The organism is Natrarchaeobius oligotrophus (genome assembly GCF_003841465.1).
Classification (GTDB): Archaea; Halobacteriota; Halobacteria; order Halobacteriales; family Natrialbaceae; genus Natrarchaeobius; species Natrarchaeobius oligotrophus.
Genome location: NZ_REFZ01000016.1, coordinates 38,927 through 53,944, shown reverse-complemented (window position 1 = coordinate 53,944; position 15,018 = coordinate 38,927). Strand labels below are relative to the sequence as shown.

The 15,018-nt window shown below is 66.0% G+C and carries 18 protein-coding genes and 2 tRNA genes; 17 read left to right on the top strand and 3 right to left on the bottom strand.

What is annotated here, in order from left to right:
* Positions 1-180: 180 nt before the first annotated feature.
* The 14 genes from EA472_RS17710 to EA472_RS23270 all read left to right on the top strand — a co-directional run bounded on the left by EA472_RS17710 (position 181) and on the right by EA472_RS23270 (position 6,776).
* Positions 181-263: transfer RNA gene (locus tag EA472_RS17710), tRNA-Ser, on the top strand.
* A 75-nt stretch (positions 264-338) separates the two neighbouring features.
* Complete coding sequence (locus EA472_RS17705; RefSeq protein ID WP_124192843.1) at positions 339-851, top strand: 30S ribosomal protein S13; 513 nt, start codon at positions 339-341, stop codon at positions 849-851.
* Positions 851-1,372, top strand: coding sequence for a 30S ribosomal protein S4 (locus EA472_RS17700; RefSeq protein WP_124192842.1), 522 nt, complete (start codon positions 851-853; stop codon positions 1,370-1,372). Before EA472_RS17705 ends, EA472_RS17700 begins: the two co-directional genes overlap by 1 nt.
* 1 nt (position 1,373) lies before the next feature.
* Complete coding sequence (locus EA472_RS17695) at positions 1,374-1,763, top strand: 30S ribosomal protein S11 (protein ID WP_124192841.1); 390 nt, start codon at positions 1,374-1,376, stop codon at positions 1,761-1,763.
* Between the two features lie 4 nt (positions 1,764-1,767).
* The gene (locus EA472_RS17690) at positions 1,768-2,517 is read left to right on the top strand and encodes a DNA-directed RNA polymerase subunit D (RefSeq protein ID WP_124192840.1); all 750 of its coding nucleotides are present in this window, start codon (positions 1,768-1,770) and stop codon (positions 2,515-2,517) included.
* 131 nt (positions 2,518-2,648) lie between these two features.
* Positions 2,649-2,733, top strand: a tRNA-Leu gene (locus EA472_RS17685).
* Between the two features lie 210 nt (positions 2,734-2,943).
* Complete coding sequence (locus EA472_RS17680; protein ID WP_124192839.1) at positions 2,944-3,297, top strand: 50S ribosomal protein L18e; 354 nt, start codon at positions 2,944-2,946, stop codon at positions 3,295-3,297.
* Positions 3,294-3,743 (top strand): 50S ribosomal protein L13, encoded by a 450-nt coding sequence (locus EA472_RS17675; RefSeq protein ID WP_124192838.1) that lies wholly within the window; start codon positions 3,294-3,296, stop codon positions 3,741-3,743. Before EA472_RS17680 ends, EA472_RS17675 begins: the two co-directional genes overlap by 4 nt.
* Positions 3,737-4,135, top strand: a complete 399-nt coding sequence (locus EA472_RS17670; RefSeq protein ID WP_124192837.1) for a 30S ribosomal protein S9 — start codon at positions 3,737-3,739, stop codon at positions 4,133-4,135. The genes EA472_RS17675 and EA472_RS17670 overlap by 7 nt, the downstream gene beginning before the upstream one ends.
* Before the next feature lie 12 nt (positions 4,136-4,147).
* Positions 4,148-4,342 (top strand): DNA-directed RNA polymerase subunit N, encoded by a 195-nt coding sequence (locus EA472_RS17665; protein ID WP_124192836.1) that lies wholly within the window; start codon positions 4,148-4,150, stop codon positions 4,340-4,342.
* 1 nt (position 4,343) lies between these two features.
* The gene (locus EA472_RS17660) at positions 4,344-4,523 is read left to right on the top strand and encodes a DNA-directed RNA polymerase subunit K (RefSeq protein ID WP_124192835.1); all 180 of its coding nucleotides are present in this window, start codon (positions 4,344-4,346) and stop codon (positions 4,521-4,523) included.
* Positions 4,524-4,525: 2 nt separating this feature from the next.
* On the top strand, positions 4,526-5,737 hold the full coding sequence (gene eno, locus EA472_RS17655; protein WP_124192834.1) for a phosphopyruvate hydratase: 1,212 nt from the start codon (positions 4,526-4,528) through the stop codon (positions 5,735-5,737).
* Positions 5,734-6,558, top strand: a complete 825-nt coding sequence (gene rpsB / locus EA472_RS17650; RefSeq protein WP_124192833.1) for a 30S ribosomal protein S2 — start codon at positions 5,734-5,736, stop codon at positions 6,556-6,558. The genes eno and rpsB overlap by 4 nt, the downstream gene beginning before the upstream one ends.
* A 92-nt stretch (positions 6,559-6,650) precedes the next feature.
* Positions 6,651-6,776: a hypothetical protein gene (locus EA472_RS23270; protein ID WP_279387187.1), complete on the top strand. Its 126-nt coding sequence runs from the start codon at positions 6,651-6,653 to the stop codon at positions 6,774-6,776.
* 103 nt (positions 6,777-6,879) lie between these two features.
* On the opposite strand, the gene EA472_RS17645 is transcribed toward EA472_RS23270, so the two are convergent.
* Positions 6,880-8,085 carry a LolA family protein gene (locus EA472_RS17645; protein WP_124192832.1) on the bottom strand — a complete coding sequence of 402 codons (1,206 nt, stop codon included), beginning with the start codon at positions 8,083-8,085 and terminating at the stop codon, positions 6,880-6,882.
* Between the two features lie 141 nt (positions 8,086-8,226).
* A complete protein-coding gene (locus tag EA472_RS17640) occupies positions 8,227-9,156 on the bottom strand; it encodes a thiamine-phosphate synthase family protein (protein ID WP_124192831.1) in 930 nt (309 codons plus the stop codon).
* A gap of 100 nt (positions 9,157-9,256) precedes the next feature.
* On the opposite strand from EA472_RS17640, the gene mvk reads away from it, so the two are divergent.
* The 3 genes from mvk (at position 9,257) to EA472_RS17625 (ending at position 12,315) form a co-directional block, all read left to right on the top strand.
* Positions 9,257-10,243, top strand: a complete 987-nt coding sequence (gene mvk / locus EA472_RS17635) for a mevalonate kinase (protein WP_124192830.1) — start codon at positions 9,257-9,259, stop codon at positions 10,241-10,243.
* Entirely contained in the window at positions 10,240-10,983 is a 744-nt protein-coding gene (locus tag EA472_RS17630; RefSeq protein ID WP_124192829.1) for an isopentenyl phosphate kinase, read from the top strand. Before mvk ends, EA472_RS17630 begins: the two co-directional genes overlap by 4 nt.
* A 90-nt stretch (positions 10,984-11,073) precedes the next feature.
* Positions 11,074-12,315 (top strand): hypothetical protein, encoded by a 1,242-nt coding sequence (locus EA472_RS17625; protein WP_124192828.1) that lies wholly within the window; start codon positions 11,074-11,076, stop codon positions 12,313-12,315.
* A gap of 254 nt (positions 12,316-12,569) precedes the next feature.
* Here EA472_RS17625 and EA472_RS17620 read toward each other — a convergent pair whose 3' ends face one another.
* Positions 12,570-14,888, bottom strand: coding sequence for an amino acid permease (locus EA472_RS17620; protein ID WP_124192827.1), 2,319 nt, complete (start codon positions 14,886-14,888; stop codon positions 12,570-12,572).
* Positions 14,889-15,018: the final 130 nt, after the last annotated feature.

Sequence of the window (15,018 nt, the reverse complement as noted above, 5' to 3'; positions counted from 1 at the left end):
AATCGGTTCCGCCGACGGCGGTCGAAAATCGCGGTCCAGCGTGCCCGTCGCGATCGGTCCGATTCGCTCGACAGTTCGGGCGTTTCGTTGCGCTTAAGTACCCGACGGGGGTAGGTTCTGGTGCGATACGTGTAGGGGATGCGGTCCCCGAGTCCGGAAGGGCGACGATAGAGACACGGTGTCGTGGTAGCCAAGCGGCCCAAGGCGCATGGTTGCTAACCATGTGGCGTCAAGCCTCCGGGGTTCGAATCCCCGCCACGACGTCGGATACTCGAGGCCGGCGATTGTGCCGGCCACGATTTGCAACGCGCGCAGACCAGACACACATACACCACATCATGAGCGAGGAAGAACCTCAAGAACAACAGGACGACGACCTTCGATACTTCGTCCGGATCGGTCAGACCGACCTCGACGGGACGAAGTCCGTCGAGCGCTCGCTCTCGGAGATGAACGGGATCGGTCGACGGACCGCCCGGATCATCGCCGACGAGGCCGGCGTGGATCGAACGGCGACGTTCGGTGCACTCGACGACGACGTCATCGACGAGGTCGTCACGCTCGTAGAGAACTACGCCGACGAAGTGCCCGACTGGCTCAACAACCGCCAGCACGACTTCTACACCGGCGAAACGACCCACGAGATCGGGAACGATCTCCAGTTGACCCGTCAACACGACATCAACCGGATGAAGATGATCGACTCGTACAAGGGCGTCCGCCACAAGCGCGGCCAGAAGGTCCGCGGCCAGCGGACCAAGTCCACCGGTCGAACGGAGGGCACCATCGGCGTCAACGTCGAGGAGATCCGCGAGGAGGCCGAGGAAGCCGCCGAGGAGGATGACGAGTAATGCCACTGGGCACCGACACCAAACAGTACGAGACGCCGAACCACCCGTACCAGGGCGAGCGAATCGCCTCCGAGCACTCGCTGGTCGACCGCTACGGGCTGAAGAACAAAGAGGAGCTCTGGCGTGCACAGTCCGAGCTCCGTTCGTACCGACGCGAGGCCCGAGAGCTGCTCGGCCAGCCACAGGGCGATGAGACCGTCGTCCGCCGATCCGGGGAGTTCCTCGGTCGGCTCAAGCGCGTCGGCATCCTCGACGAGGCGGACGAACTCGGCGACGTCCTCTCGCTCGAGATCGAGGACGTTCTCGAGCGACGGCTACAGACGGTCGTCTACCGCAAGGGTCTCGCGAACACGACCCAGCAGGCTCGCCAGTTCATCACGCACGGCCACGTCGTGATCGGCGGCCAGCGCCACCGCATCCCCTCGTACGTCGTCGACGTCGACGAGGAGGACCTCGTCGCGTTCGACGAGAACAGCCCGCTCGCGGACGAACTACATCCGGAACGCGCGGAGGGTCAGTAACATGAGCCAAGACGACGATAAGTGGGGAATCGCCCACGTGCACGCATCGTTCAACAACACCATCATGACCGTCACCGACCTGACGGGGTCGGAGACGATCGCGAAGTCCTCAGGCGGGACGGCCGTCAAGCAAAACCGCGACGAGGCGTCGCCGTACGCGGCCATGCAGATGGCCGAGTCCGTCGCCGAGGAGGTCAAAGCCGCCGGCATCACGGGCCTGCACGTTCGCGTGCGCGGCCCCGGCGGAAACCTCCAGAAGTCCCCCGGACCGGGCGCGCAGGCGACGATCCGTGCGCTCGCCCGATCCGGTATCGAAATCGGCCGAATCGAGGACGTGACTCCGATCCCGCACGACGGATCGCGCGCACCCAAAGGCAAGGGCGGCTACTAGATCCATGACAGACGCGTACGACGTCGAGTTCGTCGAACGGGACGACCGCGAGGCGCGGTTTCTCGTCCGAGGCGTAACGCCCGCGTTCGCCAACGGCATCCGGCGAGCGATGATCGCCGACGTCCCGACGATGGCGATCGACACCGTTCGATTCGTCGAGAACTCGTCGGTCATGTTCGACGAGCAACTCGCACTTCGACTGGGTCTCGTTCCGCTTTCGACCCCGCCCGAGGGCGAGTTCGGCGAGGACGAAACCGTCACGCTCTCGATCGACGTCGAAGGGCCGAGAACCGCCTACTCCGGCGATCTCGTCTCGAGCGAACCGCTCGTCCAGCCCGCGGACGAGAACGTCCCGATCATCGAACTCAAAGACGGCCAGCGACTCGAGGCGGAAGCGGACGCCGTTCTCGAGCGTGGCAAAGGTCACGCCAAACACCAGGGCGGCGTGGCCGTCGGCTACCGACATCTCCAGCGCGTCGAGGTCGTCGGCGACGCCCCCGAGTTCGAAGAGCCCGAGAGCCACATCGTCCGCGGCGTCGTCGAGATCGACGGCGAACTCGTCACGACCGAGGAGTTCGACCACGACCTCACGACGCGCTATCCGGGCAAGGAACTGGAAGTCGAGGACGTCCCGAACGCCTTCGTCTTCCACGTCGAGACCGACGGTTCGTTCACCGTCGAGGAGCTGGTCACGCGAGCCGCCGACACGCTGGCGGCCCGCGCGACCGAACTCGAAGACGCAGTACAGTTGTAGGACAATGACCCGACGCCCCCTACCCGACCCGCGCGATCCGTACGCTGACGCCGCGAGCGACGAGACCGGCGGCGGATCGGCCACTGGAATCGAAAGGGGTTTGAAGGGGCGACGGATAGAGGGAAGTGCGAGCAGGGATAGCCAAGTCTGGCCAACGGCGCAGCGTTCAGGGCGCTGTCTCGTAGGAGTCCGCAGGTTCAAATCCTGCTCCCTGCATTTTTCCGGCTCGGCCGACGGAAGAGCCGTAAAAATGGAACAGACAGATTTGAGCCACGGGAGTCGCAGCGGTCGAGCACCCGCGAGACCGACCGCCTCCCGGAGGTTCAAATCCTGCTCCCTGCACGGCTTCTCTCGGACCGATTCCACCGTCGCTCGAGACGCGGTGCGTTCTCGAGCGCGAGCAGTTGCAGTATTTGGAGGACATCAATGAGTAGCAAGACTAACCCGAGGCTCAACGATCTCATCGCCGAGCTGAAGTCGACGTCCCGCAAAGCGGACGCCGACGTCTGGCGCGACGTTGCGGATCGACTCGAAAAGCCCCGGCGCACCCACGCAGAGGTGAACCTGGGCCGCATCGAGCGGTACGCACGCGAAGAAGAGACAGTCGTCGTTCCCGGCAAGGTGCTGGGCTCCGGCGCACTACAGAAGAACGTCACCGTCGCGGCCGTCGACTTTTCGTCCTCGGCGGAGACGAAGATCGAACAGGTCGGCGAACCCGTATCGCTCGAGCAAGCGCTCGAAGAGAACCCAGAAGGATCCAACGTCCGGGTGATTCGATGAGCGTCGCCGAGTTCGACGCCGACGTCGTCGTCGACGCCCGCGACTGCATCCTCGGACGCGTCGCAAGCGAGGTCGCCCAGCGCGCACTCGCCGGCGAACGCGTCGCCATCGTCAACGCCGAAGACGCCGTCATTACCGGCGACAAAGAGGACGTCTTCGAGACGTACCGGAAGCGACTCCAGCTCGGATCGGACAGCGGTCCGTACTACCCGAAGCGACCGGACACGATCTTCAAGCGCTCCGTCCGCGGAATGCTTCCGTACAAGAAGCCCCGCGGTCGCGAGGCGTTCGAAAACGTCCGCGTCTACGTCGGCAACCCCTACGAGGACGACGACGGCCGCGAGGCCGAAATCCTCGCGGACACGTCGCTGGATCGACTCTCGAACATTCGCTTCGTCCACCTGGGCGAAGTTTCCGAACAACTCGGTGCTAACGTCACATGGTAACGAACACGAGCGGAAAGAAAAAGACCGCCGTCGCCCGCGCGACCGTCAGCGAGGGCGAGGGCCGCGTTCGCATCAACTCCAAGCCGGTCGAACTGATCGAACCGGAGATGTCCCGGCTGAAGATGCTCGAGCCGTTTCGCATCGCCGGCGAGGAGCTTCGCAGCGAGATGGACATCGACGTCCGCGTCGAGGGTGGCGGCATCAGCGGACAGGCTGACGCCGTCCGCACCGCCATCGCCCGCGGCATCGTCCAGCACACCAACGACGCCGAACTCCGCGATGCGTACATGGAGTTCGACCGTTCGCTGCTGGTCAACGACGTTCGCCAGTCCGAACCGAAAAAGTGGGGCGGCCCGGGCGCTCGGGCTCGCTACCAGAAATCGTACCGCTGAGGTGATGCAGGTATGATGGTACCGGTTCGGTGTTTCACCTGTGGTAACGTCGTCGGCGAACACTGGGAAGAGTTCGACGAACGAGCGAACGAGGGGGACGAGGACCCACAGCAGGTGCTCGACGAACTCGGCGTCGACCGCTACTGCTGTCGGCGCATGCTCGTCAGTCACACCGACCTGGTCGACGTCGTCTCTCCGTACCAGTAATATGCAACAGCAACACCACAACCGCTACGAGAAGGCACGGATTCTCGGCGCGCGAGCGCTCCAGGTGTCGTACGGCGCGCCGGTACTGATCGAAACCGATCAGACCCAGCCGATCCTGATCGCCGCCGAAGAGTACGACGCCGGCGTGTTACCCTTCACCGTCAAACGGGGTGAGAACTGAGGATGACGCTCATCACCGACGTTCGGCTCAGGCGAATCCTCGACTCGCGCGGAAATCCGACCGTCGAGGCCGACGTCGTGACCGAAAGCGGCGGTTTCGGCCGCGCCGCAGCGCCCAGCGGGGCGAGCACCGGCGAGTACGAGGCCATCGAGCGACCGCCGGGCGAGGCGATCGCCGCGGCTCGCGAACACGCGGTTCCGCGCCTCGTCGGCGAAGCCTACGCCGGCAACCAGCGCGAGGTCGACGCGATCTTGCGGGCCGCCGACGGGACGAACGACTTCTCGAAGATCGGTGCCAACAGCGCGGTCGCCATCTCGATGGCCGCCGCCAAGGCCGGAGCCGACGTCCTCGGTGCACCGCTGTTTCAGCACCTGGGCGGAACGTTCCGGGGCGAGAACTTCCCGATCCCGCTCGGAAACGTCGTCGGCGGCGGCGAACACGCCGCGGACGCGACCGACATCCAGGAGTTTCTCGCCGCGCCCGTCGGCGCGCCGAACGTCGAAGACGCCGTCTTCGCGAACGCGGCCGTCCACGCGGCCGTCTCGGATCTGCTCGCCGAACGCGGGGTTCCGAGCGGCAAGGGCGACGAAGGCGCGTGGGCCCCCTCGATCGACGACGAGACCGCCTTCGAGATCGTCGACGAGGCCGTTTCGCTGGTCGAAGACGAGGTCGGCTTCGAGATCCGGTTCGGACTCGACGTCGCGGCCGCCGAGATGTACGACGCCGACTCGGAAACGTACGAGTACGAATCGGCGGGTATCAGCCGCGACACCGACGAACAGATCGACTACATCGCGGATCTCGTCGACGAGTACGATCTCGTCTACGTCGAGGATCCCCTCGACGAGAACGACTACGACGCGTTCGCCGAACTGACGGACGTGGTCGACAGCGCGGCGCTGATCTGTGGCGACGACCTGTTCGTCACCAACACGGACCGACTCGCGGAGGGAATCGACGTCGGAGCGGCAAACAGCATCCTGATCAAGCCCAACCAGATCGGGACGCTGACCGACGCCTTCGACGCGATCGAACTCGCGACGGCGAACGGCTACGAGTCGATCGTCTCTCACCGCTCGGGCGAAACCGAAGACGCGACTATCGCACACCTCGCCGTAGCGACCGACGTCCCGTTCATCAAGACGGGCGCCGTCGGCGGCGAGCGAACCGCAAAGCTCAACGAGCTCATCAGAATCGCAGACGACGCGACATGACAGACAACGACGCAACCCAGGAAGGGCTCGACGCCGCCGAAGAGGAGATCGAGGAGGAACCGGCCGAAGGGGCCGGTCCCGCCTCCGAACCCGACGAGGACGTCGAGCCAGTCGACGAACAGTCCACAGAGGAGTCGGCCGGAGCGGCCGACGCCGACGCAGAACCAGCGACCGAGGAAACCGAAGCGGAGGCCGAAAACGCCGGCCCCGCACTCGACGACGACGTGATGTCCGACGAGGAGGCGGACCTCCTCATCCCGGTCGAGGACTACCTCGGTGCCGGGGTTCACATCGGCACCCAGCAAAAGACCGCGGACATGGAGCGGTTCATCCACCGCGTCCGAACCGACGGTCTCTACGTCCTCGACGTCTCGAAGACCGACGGACGCATCCGCACCGCCGCGGACTTCCTCTCGAACTACGCACCCGAACAGATTCTCGTCACCTCGAGCCGCCAGTACGGTCGCTTCCCGGCCGAGAAGTTCGCTGAAGCCGTCGGCGCTCGCGCGCGCACCGGCCGGTTCATCCCGGGAACGCTGACGAACCCGAAGTATGACGGCTACATCGAACCCGACGTCGTCGTCGTCACTGACCCGATCGGCGACGCCCAGGCCGTCAAGGAGGCGATCACCGTCGGTATCCCGGTGATCGCGATGTGCGACTCGAACAACCAGCTCAGCAACGTCGACCTCGTCGTCCCCACGAACAACAAGGGGCGCAAGGCGCTGTCGGTCGTCTACTGGCTGCTCGCCAACGAGGTCCTCGACCGCCGCGGTGCCGAACCCGCGTACTCGCTCGAGGACTTCGAAAGCGGCGTCTGATCGCGTATTTCGGAGCGCTCGTTTTCGCGGACCGTTCGATTCGGGACGTCTCGAAGCGAAGGAGTTACGTCTTCGCTCGAAAAATCGGTTCCATGGTCGACATCCTGTTCGAGTTCGAAGAGGGGATACTGCCGCCGGTCGTGTTGCTCGCGACGGCCGCACTGATCGCGATATTCGCGATCGGCATCCCGCTTCGACTGCTCCTCGCGCTGTTTTGAACCCCGCTCGAGCGACGGTGATCGTTCGTCCGGACGCCGATCCGGGCGAATCGCGTCCGCGGAAACGCCGACCGAACGCCTCGAGACGCAAACTCCGACCCGATCACGGCGGACAGCCCGTCGACTCGGCCACCGCGACCGCGAGGGCCTCCCCGTCGCCGTCGACGTCCGGCGTCAGTTCGTACCGGACGTCCCCGCAGTGCCAGACGAGCGTCGTTCCCATCGACGTCGAGACGAGCGAGCCGTCGACGTCGCCGACGCCCTCCTCCCGAACGTCCTCGGGATCGTACGCCGGCGGTCGTTCCGTGATTCGTCCCAGCAGCGAGTCGTCCTCGAGGTCGTCGCCGTCCCGGTAGAGAAACTGTACGGTCGAATCACCCTCGAACTCGTTCGCCGTCACCAGCTCGAGTTCGAACCCGTCCGGTGGCGTCGGCTCCGCGATCGGAAACGGAACGGCGTCGTCGGCCTCCGCGAACGTCGAGACGTCGAAGGATTCGGCGGGTTCGTAGATCTCGGTTCCGTCCGGCGGGTCGAACGCGAACCGCTCGTCGGGGATCGGCTCGTCGAACCGAACGTTCTCGTAGGTGACCGTTCGGACGGTCCGCTCGCGCTGGAGAACGTGCTCGCGGGGGTTCTCGTGTTCGGTGACGATTCGCTCTTTGATCGGGAATCCGGCCTCGACGTCTATCCACCACGTCGTCGTCCGACTCGCGTTCGACGCGTCCGCGTTCGCGTCCGCTCCCAGCACGTACTCCGTCTCGCCGACGAGGATGCTCACGCCGTCGATCGCGGCAGCGTCGGTCGCCGGCTCGATCTCGACGACGTGGGCCTCCCGACCGTCGACGTCGTCGGTGCCGACGTACTCGACGTCGAACGACTCGAACAGCGTCTCCGGCGAGTGCTGGATCGCCTCCCAGTCGCTCTCGTCGTCGACCATCATCCGCTCGCTGTCGGCGAAGTAGTGGGTTCGCGTCGAGCCGTTGACGACCGTCACGTCGCCGGCGTCGATCTCCGGTCCGGTGCTCGAGATCACCGTCGTGCGTCGATGATCCGGTGGCCGCACTTCGATCTCCGCCTTCGTCGTGAGCACGCGGGGCTCGTCTTCGTCGACGTCGTACAGCTCGTGGGTCGAAATCTCGGTGGCGCGAACGGTATCGACGCCGCCGTCGTCGTCGATCACGTCGGTGACCAGCGCCTCCGCATCGGGATCGCTCTCGAGGACGCCGACGAGAGCGGCACCCGCGACGCCGAAAGCGACGACTCCCAGGACGGCGACGACCGCGATCGACGGACCGCGCGGGACGGACATTAACGGATACGAGACCGTAATCGAATTCGAAATATGATTCTGGCGGTTCCGGCGGTCCGGACGGTCGACGCGAGCGTTCTAATTAACGCGATTCTCGAACGGTGGTAGTGCTCCGACGAGACGATCGGCGAACGTCCGCGCTCACCGCTTGGCGGCCGGACCGTCGAGTAACTCGACGATCAGCTCCGCCGCGTCGCTGGCGGCGGGTCCGAACACGTACGTCGTCGGTTCGATGCCGAACGCACCGCGGTGGTAGGCCACGCGCGGAACGCGGCCGCGGTCGCGAAACCGGTTCTCGAGGTGTTCGCGACGATCCTCGTAGTCGGCGTCGAACTCGAGCGGGTCGATTCCGATCGATCGAGCCGCCTCGAGCAACGCCTCGTCCGTCGCGACGTTGATCGCAGCCCGAACGTCGGGGTCGACGTCGCGGGCGGCGAGAACGGCCGTCGCGACGTGTTGGGACGCGCCGAACTCGGGATTGGCGGGAATCTCGATCCGGCCGCTCATCGCGTAGATCCGGCCGGGAACGGCGGCGACGTCGGTCTCGTCGCGGGCGTCCGGCAGCGCCATTCCGACGTTGGTGCCGACGTTGGGGACGATCTCGGCCATCGCCGGCGTCGACGCGAGCGTTCGAGCGGCCGTCCGGACGTCCGCGAGCACGTCGCGTTCGGCCCTGACGTCCGAGTCGAGCCCGCGAACGCAGAGGTCACAGCCGAGTCCCCTGAGTTCGGGCATCGCCTCCTCGTGGAGCTCGCAGATGGGGCCGCGGTCCTCGAGGCTGTGTACGAGCGAGAGGAGTTCGGCCAGCGCGTCGTAGCCGTCCATCTCCCCGGTCGAGAGGCCGTCCGCGATGCGCTCGACGGTCGCGACGGTCTCGGGATCGTCGCGAAACCGATCGTCGCCCCCGCCGTCTCCGCTTACGTACTTGCTCACCGCGGCCTGGGTCACGCCGAGATTTGCAGCGATCTCCTGTTGGGTCATGCCCCGATCGGCCAAACGGATCGCGAGCATCGCCCGGACGGTCGGCAGAAAACGGTCGACCACGAGTTCGCTCGGCAAGACGAGGGACATACGGCCGGATTCGGACGTCACCGGCATAAGTCCGACTACACGGCGTCGCGATCCGCCGCGAGAAGACAGCTATTAACCGTCGTCGTGCGAACGGCCGGCTATGACACTCTCGAGCGCTCCCGGCAAGGTGTACCTGTTCGGAGAGCACGCGGTGGTCTACGGCGAGCCCGCCGTGCCGTGTGCGATCGAGCGGCGGGCGCGGGTGGGCGTCGAACGGCGCGACGACGGCAGGCTGCGCGTCCACGCCGAGGACCTCAGCCTGGACGGATTCACGGTCGAGTACGGCGCGACGACGGACGACCGGCCGGACGTAAACGTCTCCGAGTCGCTGCTGACGGCGGCAACCCAGTACGTCGACAGCGCGATCGAGCAGGTCCGGGACGTGACCGGCGACGACGAGGTCGGCTTCGACGTGACGATCGAAAGCGACATCCCGCTCGGCGCCGGCCTCGGTTCCTCGGCGGCGGTCGCCGTCGCCGCGATCGACGCCGGGACGCGCGCACTCGGCACCACGCTCGAGCCGGACGAGCTGGCGGAGCGCGCCTACCGCACGGAGTACGATGTCCAGGAGGGCCAGGCCTCGCGCGCGGACACGTTCTGCTCTGCGACCGGCGGCGCGGTCCGCGTCGAGGGCGACGACTGTCGGTCGCTCGAGTCGCCCGACCTGCCGATCGTGATCGGGTTCGACGGCGGCGCCGGGGACACGGGCGAGCTCGTCGCCGGCGTTCGCGGCCTGCGCGAGCAGTACGAGTTCGCAGCAGACACGGTCGAGGCCATCGGGGACGTCGTCAGAAACGGCGAAGACGCGCTCGCTGCCGGCGACCTCGAGGAGGTCGGGCGGTTGATGAACTTCAACCACGGGCTGCTGTCGGCGCTCGGCGTCTCCTCGCGGTCGCTCGACGCGATGGTCTGGGCGGCCCGTGACGCCGACGCGCTGGGCGCGAAGCTGACGGGCGCGGGCGGCGGCGGCTGCATCGTCGCCCTCGATCCGACGCCGGAGACCGAAACCGCACTCTCGTTCACGCCGGGCTGTGAAAACGCGTTCCGGGCCGCGCTCACGGGCGAGGGGGTGAAACGCCTCGAATGATCGTCCTGAAACTCGGCGGGAGCGCGATCACCGACAAGGATCGTCCCGAAACGCTCGACGGGGAATCCCTCGAGACCGCAGCCGACGCGATCGCGGACGGGCTCCGATCCGGCTCGGCATCCAGCCTCGTGATCGTTCACGGCGGCGGAAGCTTCGGCCACGCGAACGCAAGCGAGCACGGCGTGACGACGACCGCGGGAACGCACGACGTGGCCGCAGTCCACGACGTCCACGGCGCGATGAAGACGCTGAACGAGTTCGTCCTGAGCCGCCTCGTCGATCGCGACGTCCCGGCCGTTCCCGTCCACCCGTTCTCGACGGCCCACAGGGACGAAGCGGGGCGGCTCGTGCTCCCGACCGGACAGGTCGAGACGATGGTCGCGGAAGGGTTCGTCCCCGTCCTCCACGGCGACCTCGTCGCTCACACCGGCCGGGGTGTGACCGTCGTCAGCGGGGACGAGCTCGTCGCCGCGCTGGCTCTCGACCTCGCGGCCGATCGGGTCGGGCTCTGTTCGACGGTGCCGGGCGTGCTCGACGACGCGGACGCGGTGATCGACGAGATCGCGTCGCTCGAGGAGGTCGCGGCCGTCCTCGGCGACAGCGACTCGACCGACGTCACCGGCGGGATGGCCGCGAAAGTCGAGACCCTGCTCGAACTCGACGCCGAGGCGTCGATCTTCGGGATCGAGGACGTTTCGGCGTTTCTCGCGGGGAAGACGCCGGGAACGACCGTTCGGTGAGATCGCCCCGTCGCCGCCGGCCGACCAGTCTCGGTCCGCGGCGAACGAAACCGATCTCGTTTTAGCTCGCCGGGCGAACCTCAGCCAGTGATGTACTCGAGACGAGCCGTTCTCCGAACGGGTGTTGCGGCGGGAGTGGTGGGTGTGGCGGGCTGTGCGACGCCGGGTTCGGGGCTCACCGCGCGCCGACGGAGCGCCGGCGTTCCCGACCCCGAACCGCCGGTCTACCGCGAGTGGCTTCCGGCGCCGGACGGCGCCCGCTCCGGACTGGAGTCGGCGAGCCGGTACGTCGACGTCGGGCGAACGCTCGAGCGCGGCGGAACGCTTTCGGTTCACTTGGCCGCGACGGCGGTCGAGTTCTGGGCGTTCGGCGACTGGTTCGGTCACGACGTCGACGAGATCGACGGCATGTTGATCCAGGGATCGGGGCCGATCACGACGATCTACGCGGGCGACGTGTCGATCGATGATGCGGCGGCGGGCCTCGAGGCGTCGGGATACGACCCGCTCATTACGGACGACGCGCAGGCGCTGTTTCGCCGTCGGGACCATCCGCGGATCGCCGCGGTCTCGAGCGAAGGCGTCGTCCAGACGACGGTCGAATCGAATTCCGATCGGGCGCTCGAGGACGCGATCGCGCGCACGAGGGCGTTTCTCGACGCGAAAGCAGGCGAGCGTTCGCGTCGCCACGAGGCCGACGACGCGTTCGCGCGCGTAACCGACGCTCTCGGCGCAGGAATTCGAACCACGGTACCGCGTTCGGCGTCGTCGTGGCTTCCGGCGGGCGGTCGGTGGGGGACCGCGATCGACGCAACGGACGACGGCTACGTCCGTCGAGCAACCGCGGTCGGTCCCCACTCCGGTTCGTCGTCGACCGCGGACGGACTCGAGAGTCGCCTCGACGAGTTCGAGGCACACGTCGACGACGTCTGGGACGGTTCGCCGACCGTTTACGGTGACGACGCCGCAATCGAAGCCGTCGTCGTCGCGGAGGCGGACCGACCGGCCGAGTCGATCGACCGACTCGTCCCGCCGCGGGCGACGCTCGCCTTCGCGTACGACGACACGGAGGACGCCGGCGTCGTTGCTCACCGCGCCGGCGAGGCGATCGAGACGGAACGGCTCTCGATCACGGTAAACGGGCGGGTCGTCGAAGACCTCCGATTCGAGAGCGAGACGTTCGACGCCGGCGACCGGTTCGCGATCCGCGGACTGAACCGGAACGCGCGCGTCTCGGTCGGGTATCTGCTCGCGGATCGACTCGGAATCACGCTCGAGACGTTCGACGGCGCGGGAGCGTCCCTCGAGGACGCCGAGATCGATCGGGTTTGATGCGGATTGCCGTCCCGGCGTCCCGGCGGATCGCGCCCCATCTACGATTGCACCGGCAATGACGGACAGCGGATCGTCCGAGCGGTTCGACGCGCAGCGTCATCGTTTGGGTGGTCTCGAGGCGCTCGGGACGCGAATCAGTGGTCACGAAAGCCGTTTGTGACACACCGCGGCGAGGAGTCGAGCGCCACGTACTACGGCACGGAGTCGGGTGCAACGTACTCCGGCACGGTGGAGGCAGCCGCCGTCCGCGATCAGTCGAAGAGGACGCGCTCGAGGATCGGTCGCAGGAACGAGCCGCGACGGGTCTTTTTCGAGTGGACGAACAACACGGGCTGTTCGATCGCCGCAGCCAGCCGATCCGACCGTTGTTCGACGACCAGATCCGGCAGCCGTCGGTGGGTGACGGTGCTCAGCATGACGACGTCGGCCGACTCGAGTTCGCGAGAGAGGTCGTCGACCTCGTCGTCCGTTCGGACGATGGCGGACTCGACCGGGACGGTACAGAGGTCGTCGAGTTCGTCGTGGTACTCTTCGATCGTCTCGACCAGTTCGTCGGGGGCGTTCTCGGAGACGGCAAAGAGGAACCTGAGCCGCGCGCCGAGGACGTCGGCCATCGCGTCCGCGAGTTCGACCTTGAGCGGGTCGTTGAACGGACTGCGATCGGTGACGACCGCGATCTCGTCGACGTCGACGCGCTGTTCGTGCTGGACGAAGACGACGTCACAGGGAGCGTGTTCCATGATCCAGTCGGTGTCGCGTCCGAACAGGGTTCCGAGCCGGCTCGTCGCCTCCTGTCGGGCGAGCACTAGGTCCGCCCCCGTCCGATCCGCGAAGTTGACGACCGCGTGCCGGGTGTCGTGACTGACGATCTCGCCGACTTCGACCGGAATCTCGAGGTAGCGAACGAGTTCGTCGGTTCGTTGTTCGAACTCGAGGTCGGATTCGGAGACGTCCTCGGCGGCCGTATCGAGGGGAACCTGGTCCGGCACCTCGTCGAAGCGAACGACGCGGATGCGTCCGCCTCGGCGGCGAACGATCGGCGCGGCCAGTTGAATCAGCGCGTCCTCCTGATCGCGAGTGACGTCCTGTCGGATCGGGATGAGGATCTCGTAGGTGTCCTCGCGCTCGAGTTGCTCTTCGGTGTCGCGGACGAACTGGCGGCCGGCTTCGCGACGGGCGAGCCCCTTCGCGACGCCTTCGCGTTCGATGCGACTCTGCGCGTAGAGCTTGAACCAGACGAACCCGATAATCACGATGGCGATCGAGCCGACGATCTCCCTGAGTTCCATCTGGGAGATGATGAACACGCCCGAAACGATTCCGAACAGCTGCACCCACGGGTAGCCCGGCGTATCGAAGTCGGGGTCGTACCACTCGAGATCGCGCTCCCGGAAGGCGATCAGGGCGCCACAGACGAGGATGTAAACCAGAATCTGGAACGCGCCGGCCATCTTGGCGATCTCGTCGACCTCCTGGGTGGCGACGATGAAGACGATGACCGCACCCGTCGTGAGGATCGCGACCGACGGTGTGTTGAATCGCGGGTGGATGTACTCGAACTTCTCCAGAAAGAGTTTGTCTCGACTCAGCGCGAGCGGGTACCGCGAAGCGGTCAGGATCCCCGCGTTAGCGGTGCTGACGAGCGCGAGCAACGCGGCGAGGATTATCGTCACGACGGCCAAAGAGCCGACTGGAACGCCGCTGCCGAGCCCGGGGACGGTCATCGTCACGTGACCGAAAAGCAGACTGGTCGCTTCGGCCATTGGCTCTTCCGTATCGGCCAGTTCGCCGCCTTCCATCACGCCGACCAGCACGAACACGAGCAGCGCGTAGAGGAAACTGGTCGCGATCAGCGAGCCGAGCAGCCCGAGCGGAAGATTTCGGCCGGGATTCTCGATCTCTTCGGCGACTGCGGCGACCTTCGTCACTCCGGCATAAGAGACGAGGACGAGCGCCGTCGCGGTGAGAATGCCGTCGATGCCCTCGTCGAAAAAGCCCTCGAAGTTGGCGCCCTCCACCTGGATGATCGAGGCGGCGACGAATCCCGAGAGGATGATCAGCATGACGATAACCATGATGAGCTGGAGACCGCCCGTCTGCTTGACGCCGATGAGGTTGACCGCGATGAGCACGAGCGCGAACGTGATCCCGAGCGCTCGGACGCCGGGAATCGGTAGCGACGCCCCGATCACGGGGATCGCCAGATTCCACGTCGGAAGCTGGTAGATGAAGTTGATGTAGAACATGCCGCCGTACAGCGCGAGCGATCCCTTGAGCATCAGCATGAGCCAGGTGCCGAGCCCAGCGATCGTCCCGAACGACGGACCGAGTCCACGTTCGATGAAGACGTAGTCCCCGCCGGCTTCGGGCATCGCCGTTCCGAGTTCCGCGATGGAAAGCGCCGCCGGAACGACGAGAATCGCCGCGATTACGAACGCGAGAATCACCGCCGGTCCGGCTTCGGCCATCGCGATTCCCGGCAGAATAAAGATCCCGCTCCCGATCATCGCCCCCATACTGATCGCGATAACGGCGAGTAATCCGAGGTCACGCTCGAGATCCTTCGTCATTGAAGGGCATTTCCGAACGAGAGTTTAGAAAGCTTCGCATTTCAGATCCGATTGTGCTTCAAAATGGGTGAAAATTAAAAATCAGCAATTGATATCCCGATTTGGATTACGCCCGTCCTCTTTTCAACGC

Bases quoted from the DNA above. Each gene is read 5' to 3' on its own strand.
- EA472_RS17665 (WP_124192836.1), top strand. From the start codon at position 4,148: ATGATGGTACCGGTTCGGTGTTTCACCTGTGGTAACGTCGTCGGCGAA.
- eno (WP_124192834.1), top strand. From the start codon at position 4,526: ATGACGCTCATCACCGACGTTCGGCTCAGGCGAATCCTCGACTCGCGC.
- EA472_RS17680 (WP_124192839.1), top strand. From the start codon at position 2,944: ATGAGTAGCAAGACTAACCCGAGGCTCAACGATCTCATCGCCGAGCTG.
- EA472_RS23270 (WP_279387187.1), top strand. From the start codon at position 6,651: ATGGTCGACATCCTGTTCGAGTTCGAAGAGGGGATACTGCCGCCGGTC.
- EA472_RS17645 (WP_124192832.1), bottom strand. From the start codon at position 8,085: ATGTCCGTCCCGCGCGGTCCGTCGATCGCGGTCGTCGCCGTCCTGGGA.
- EA472_RS17670 (WP_124192837.1), top strand. From the start codon at position 3,737: ATGGTAACGAACACGAGCGGAAAGAAAAAGACCGCCGTCGCCCGCGCG.
- EA472_RS17705 (WP_124192843.1), top strand. From the start codon at position 339: ATGAGCGAGGAAGAACCTCAAGAACAACAGGACGACGACCTTCGATAC.
- EA472_RS17625 (WP_124192828.1), top strand. From the start codon at position 11,074: ATGTACTCGAGACGAGCCGTTCTCCGAACGGGTGTTGCGGCGGGAGTG.
- EA472_RS17700 (WP_124192842.1), top strand. From the start codon at position 851: ATGCCACTGGGCACCGACACCAAACAGTACGAGACGCCGAACCACCCG.
- EA472_RS17620 (WP_124192827.1), bottom strand. From the start codon at position 14,888: ATGACGAAGGATCTCGAGCGTGACCTCGGATTACTCGCCGTTATCGCG.
- EA472_RS17690 (WP_124192840.1), top strand. From the start codon at position 1,768: ATGACAGACGCGTACGACGTCGAGTTCGTCGAACGGGACGACCGCGAG.
- EA472_RS17675 (WP_124192838.1), top strand. From the start codon at position 3,294: ATGAGCGTCGCCGAGTTCGACGCCGACGTCGTCGTCGACGCCCGCGAC.
- rpsB (WP_124192833.1), top strand. From the start codon at position 5,734: ATGACAGACAACGACGCAACCCAGGAAGGGCTCGACGCCGCCGAAGAG.
- EA472_RS17640 (WP_124192831.1), bottom strand. From the start codon at position 9,156: ATGTCCCTCGTCTTGCCGAGCGAACTCGTGGTCGACCGTTTTCTGCCG.
- EA472_RS17660 (WP_124192835.1), top strand. From the start codon at position 4,344: ATGCAACAGCAACACCACAACCGCTACGAGAAGGCACGGATTCTCGGC.
- mvk (WP_124192830.1), top strand. From the start codon at position 9,257: ATGACACTCTCGAGCGCTCCCGGCAAGGTGTACCTGTTCGGAGAGCAC.
- EA472_RS17630 (WP_124192829.1), top strand. From the start codon at position 10,240: ATGATCGTCCTGAAACTCGGCGGGAGCGCGATCACCGACAAGGATCGT.
- EA472_RS17695 (WP_124192841.1), top strand. From the start codon at position 1,374: ATGAGCCAAGACGACGATAAGTGGGGAATCGCCCACGTGCACGCATCG.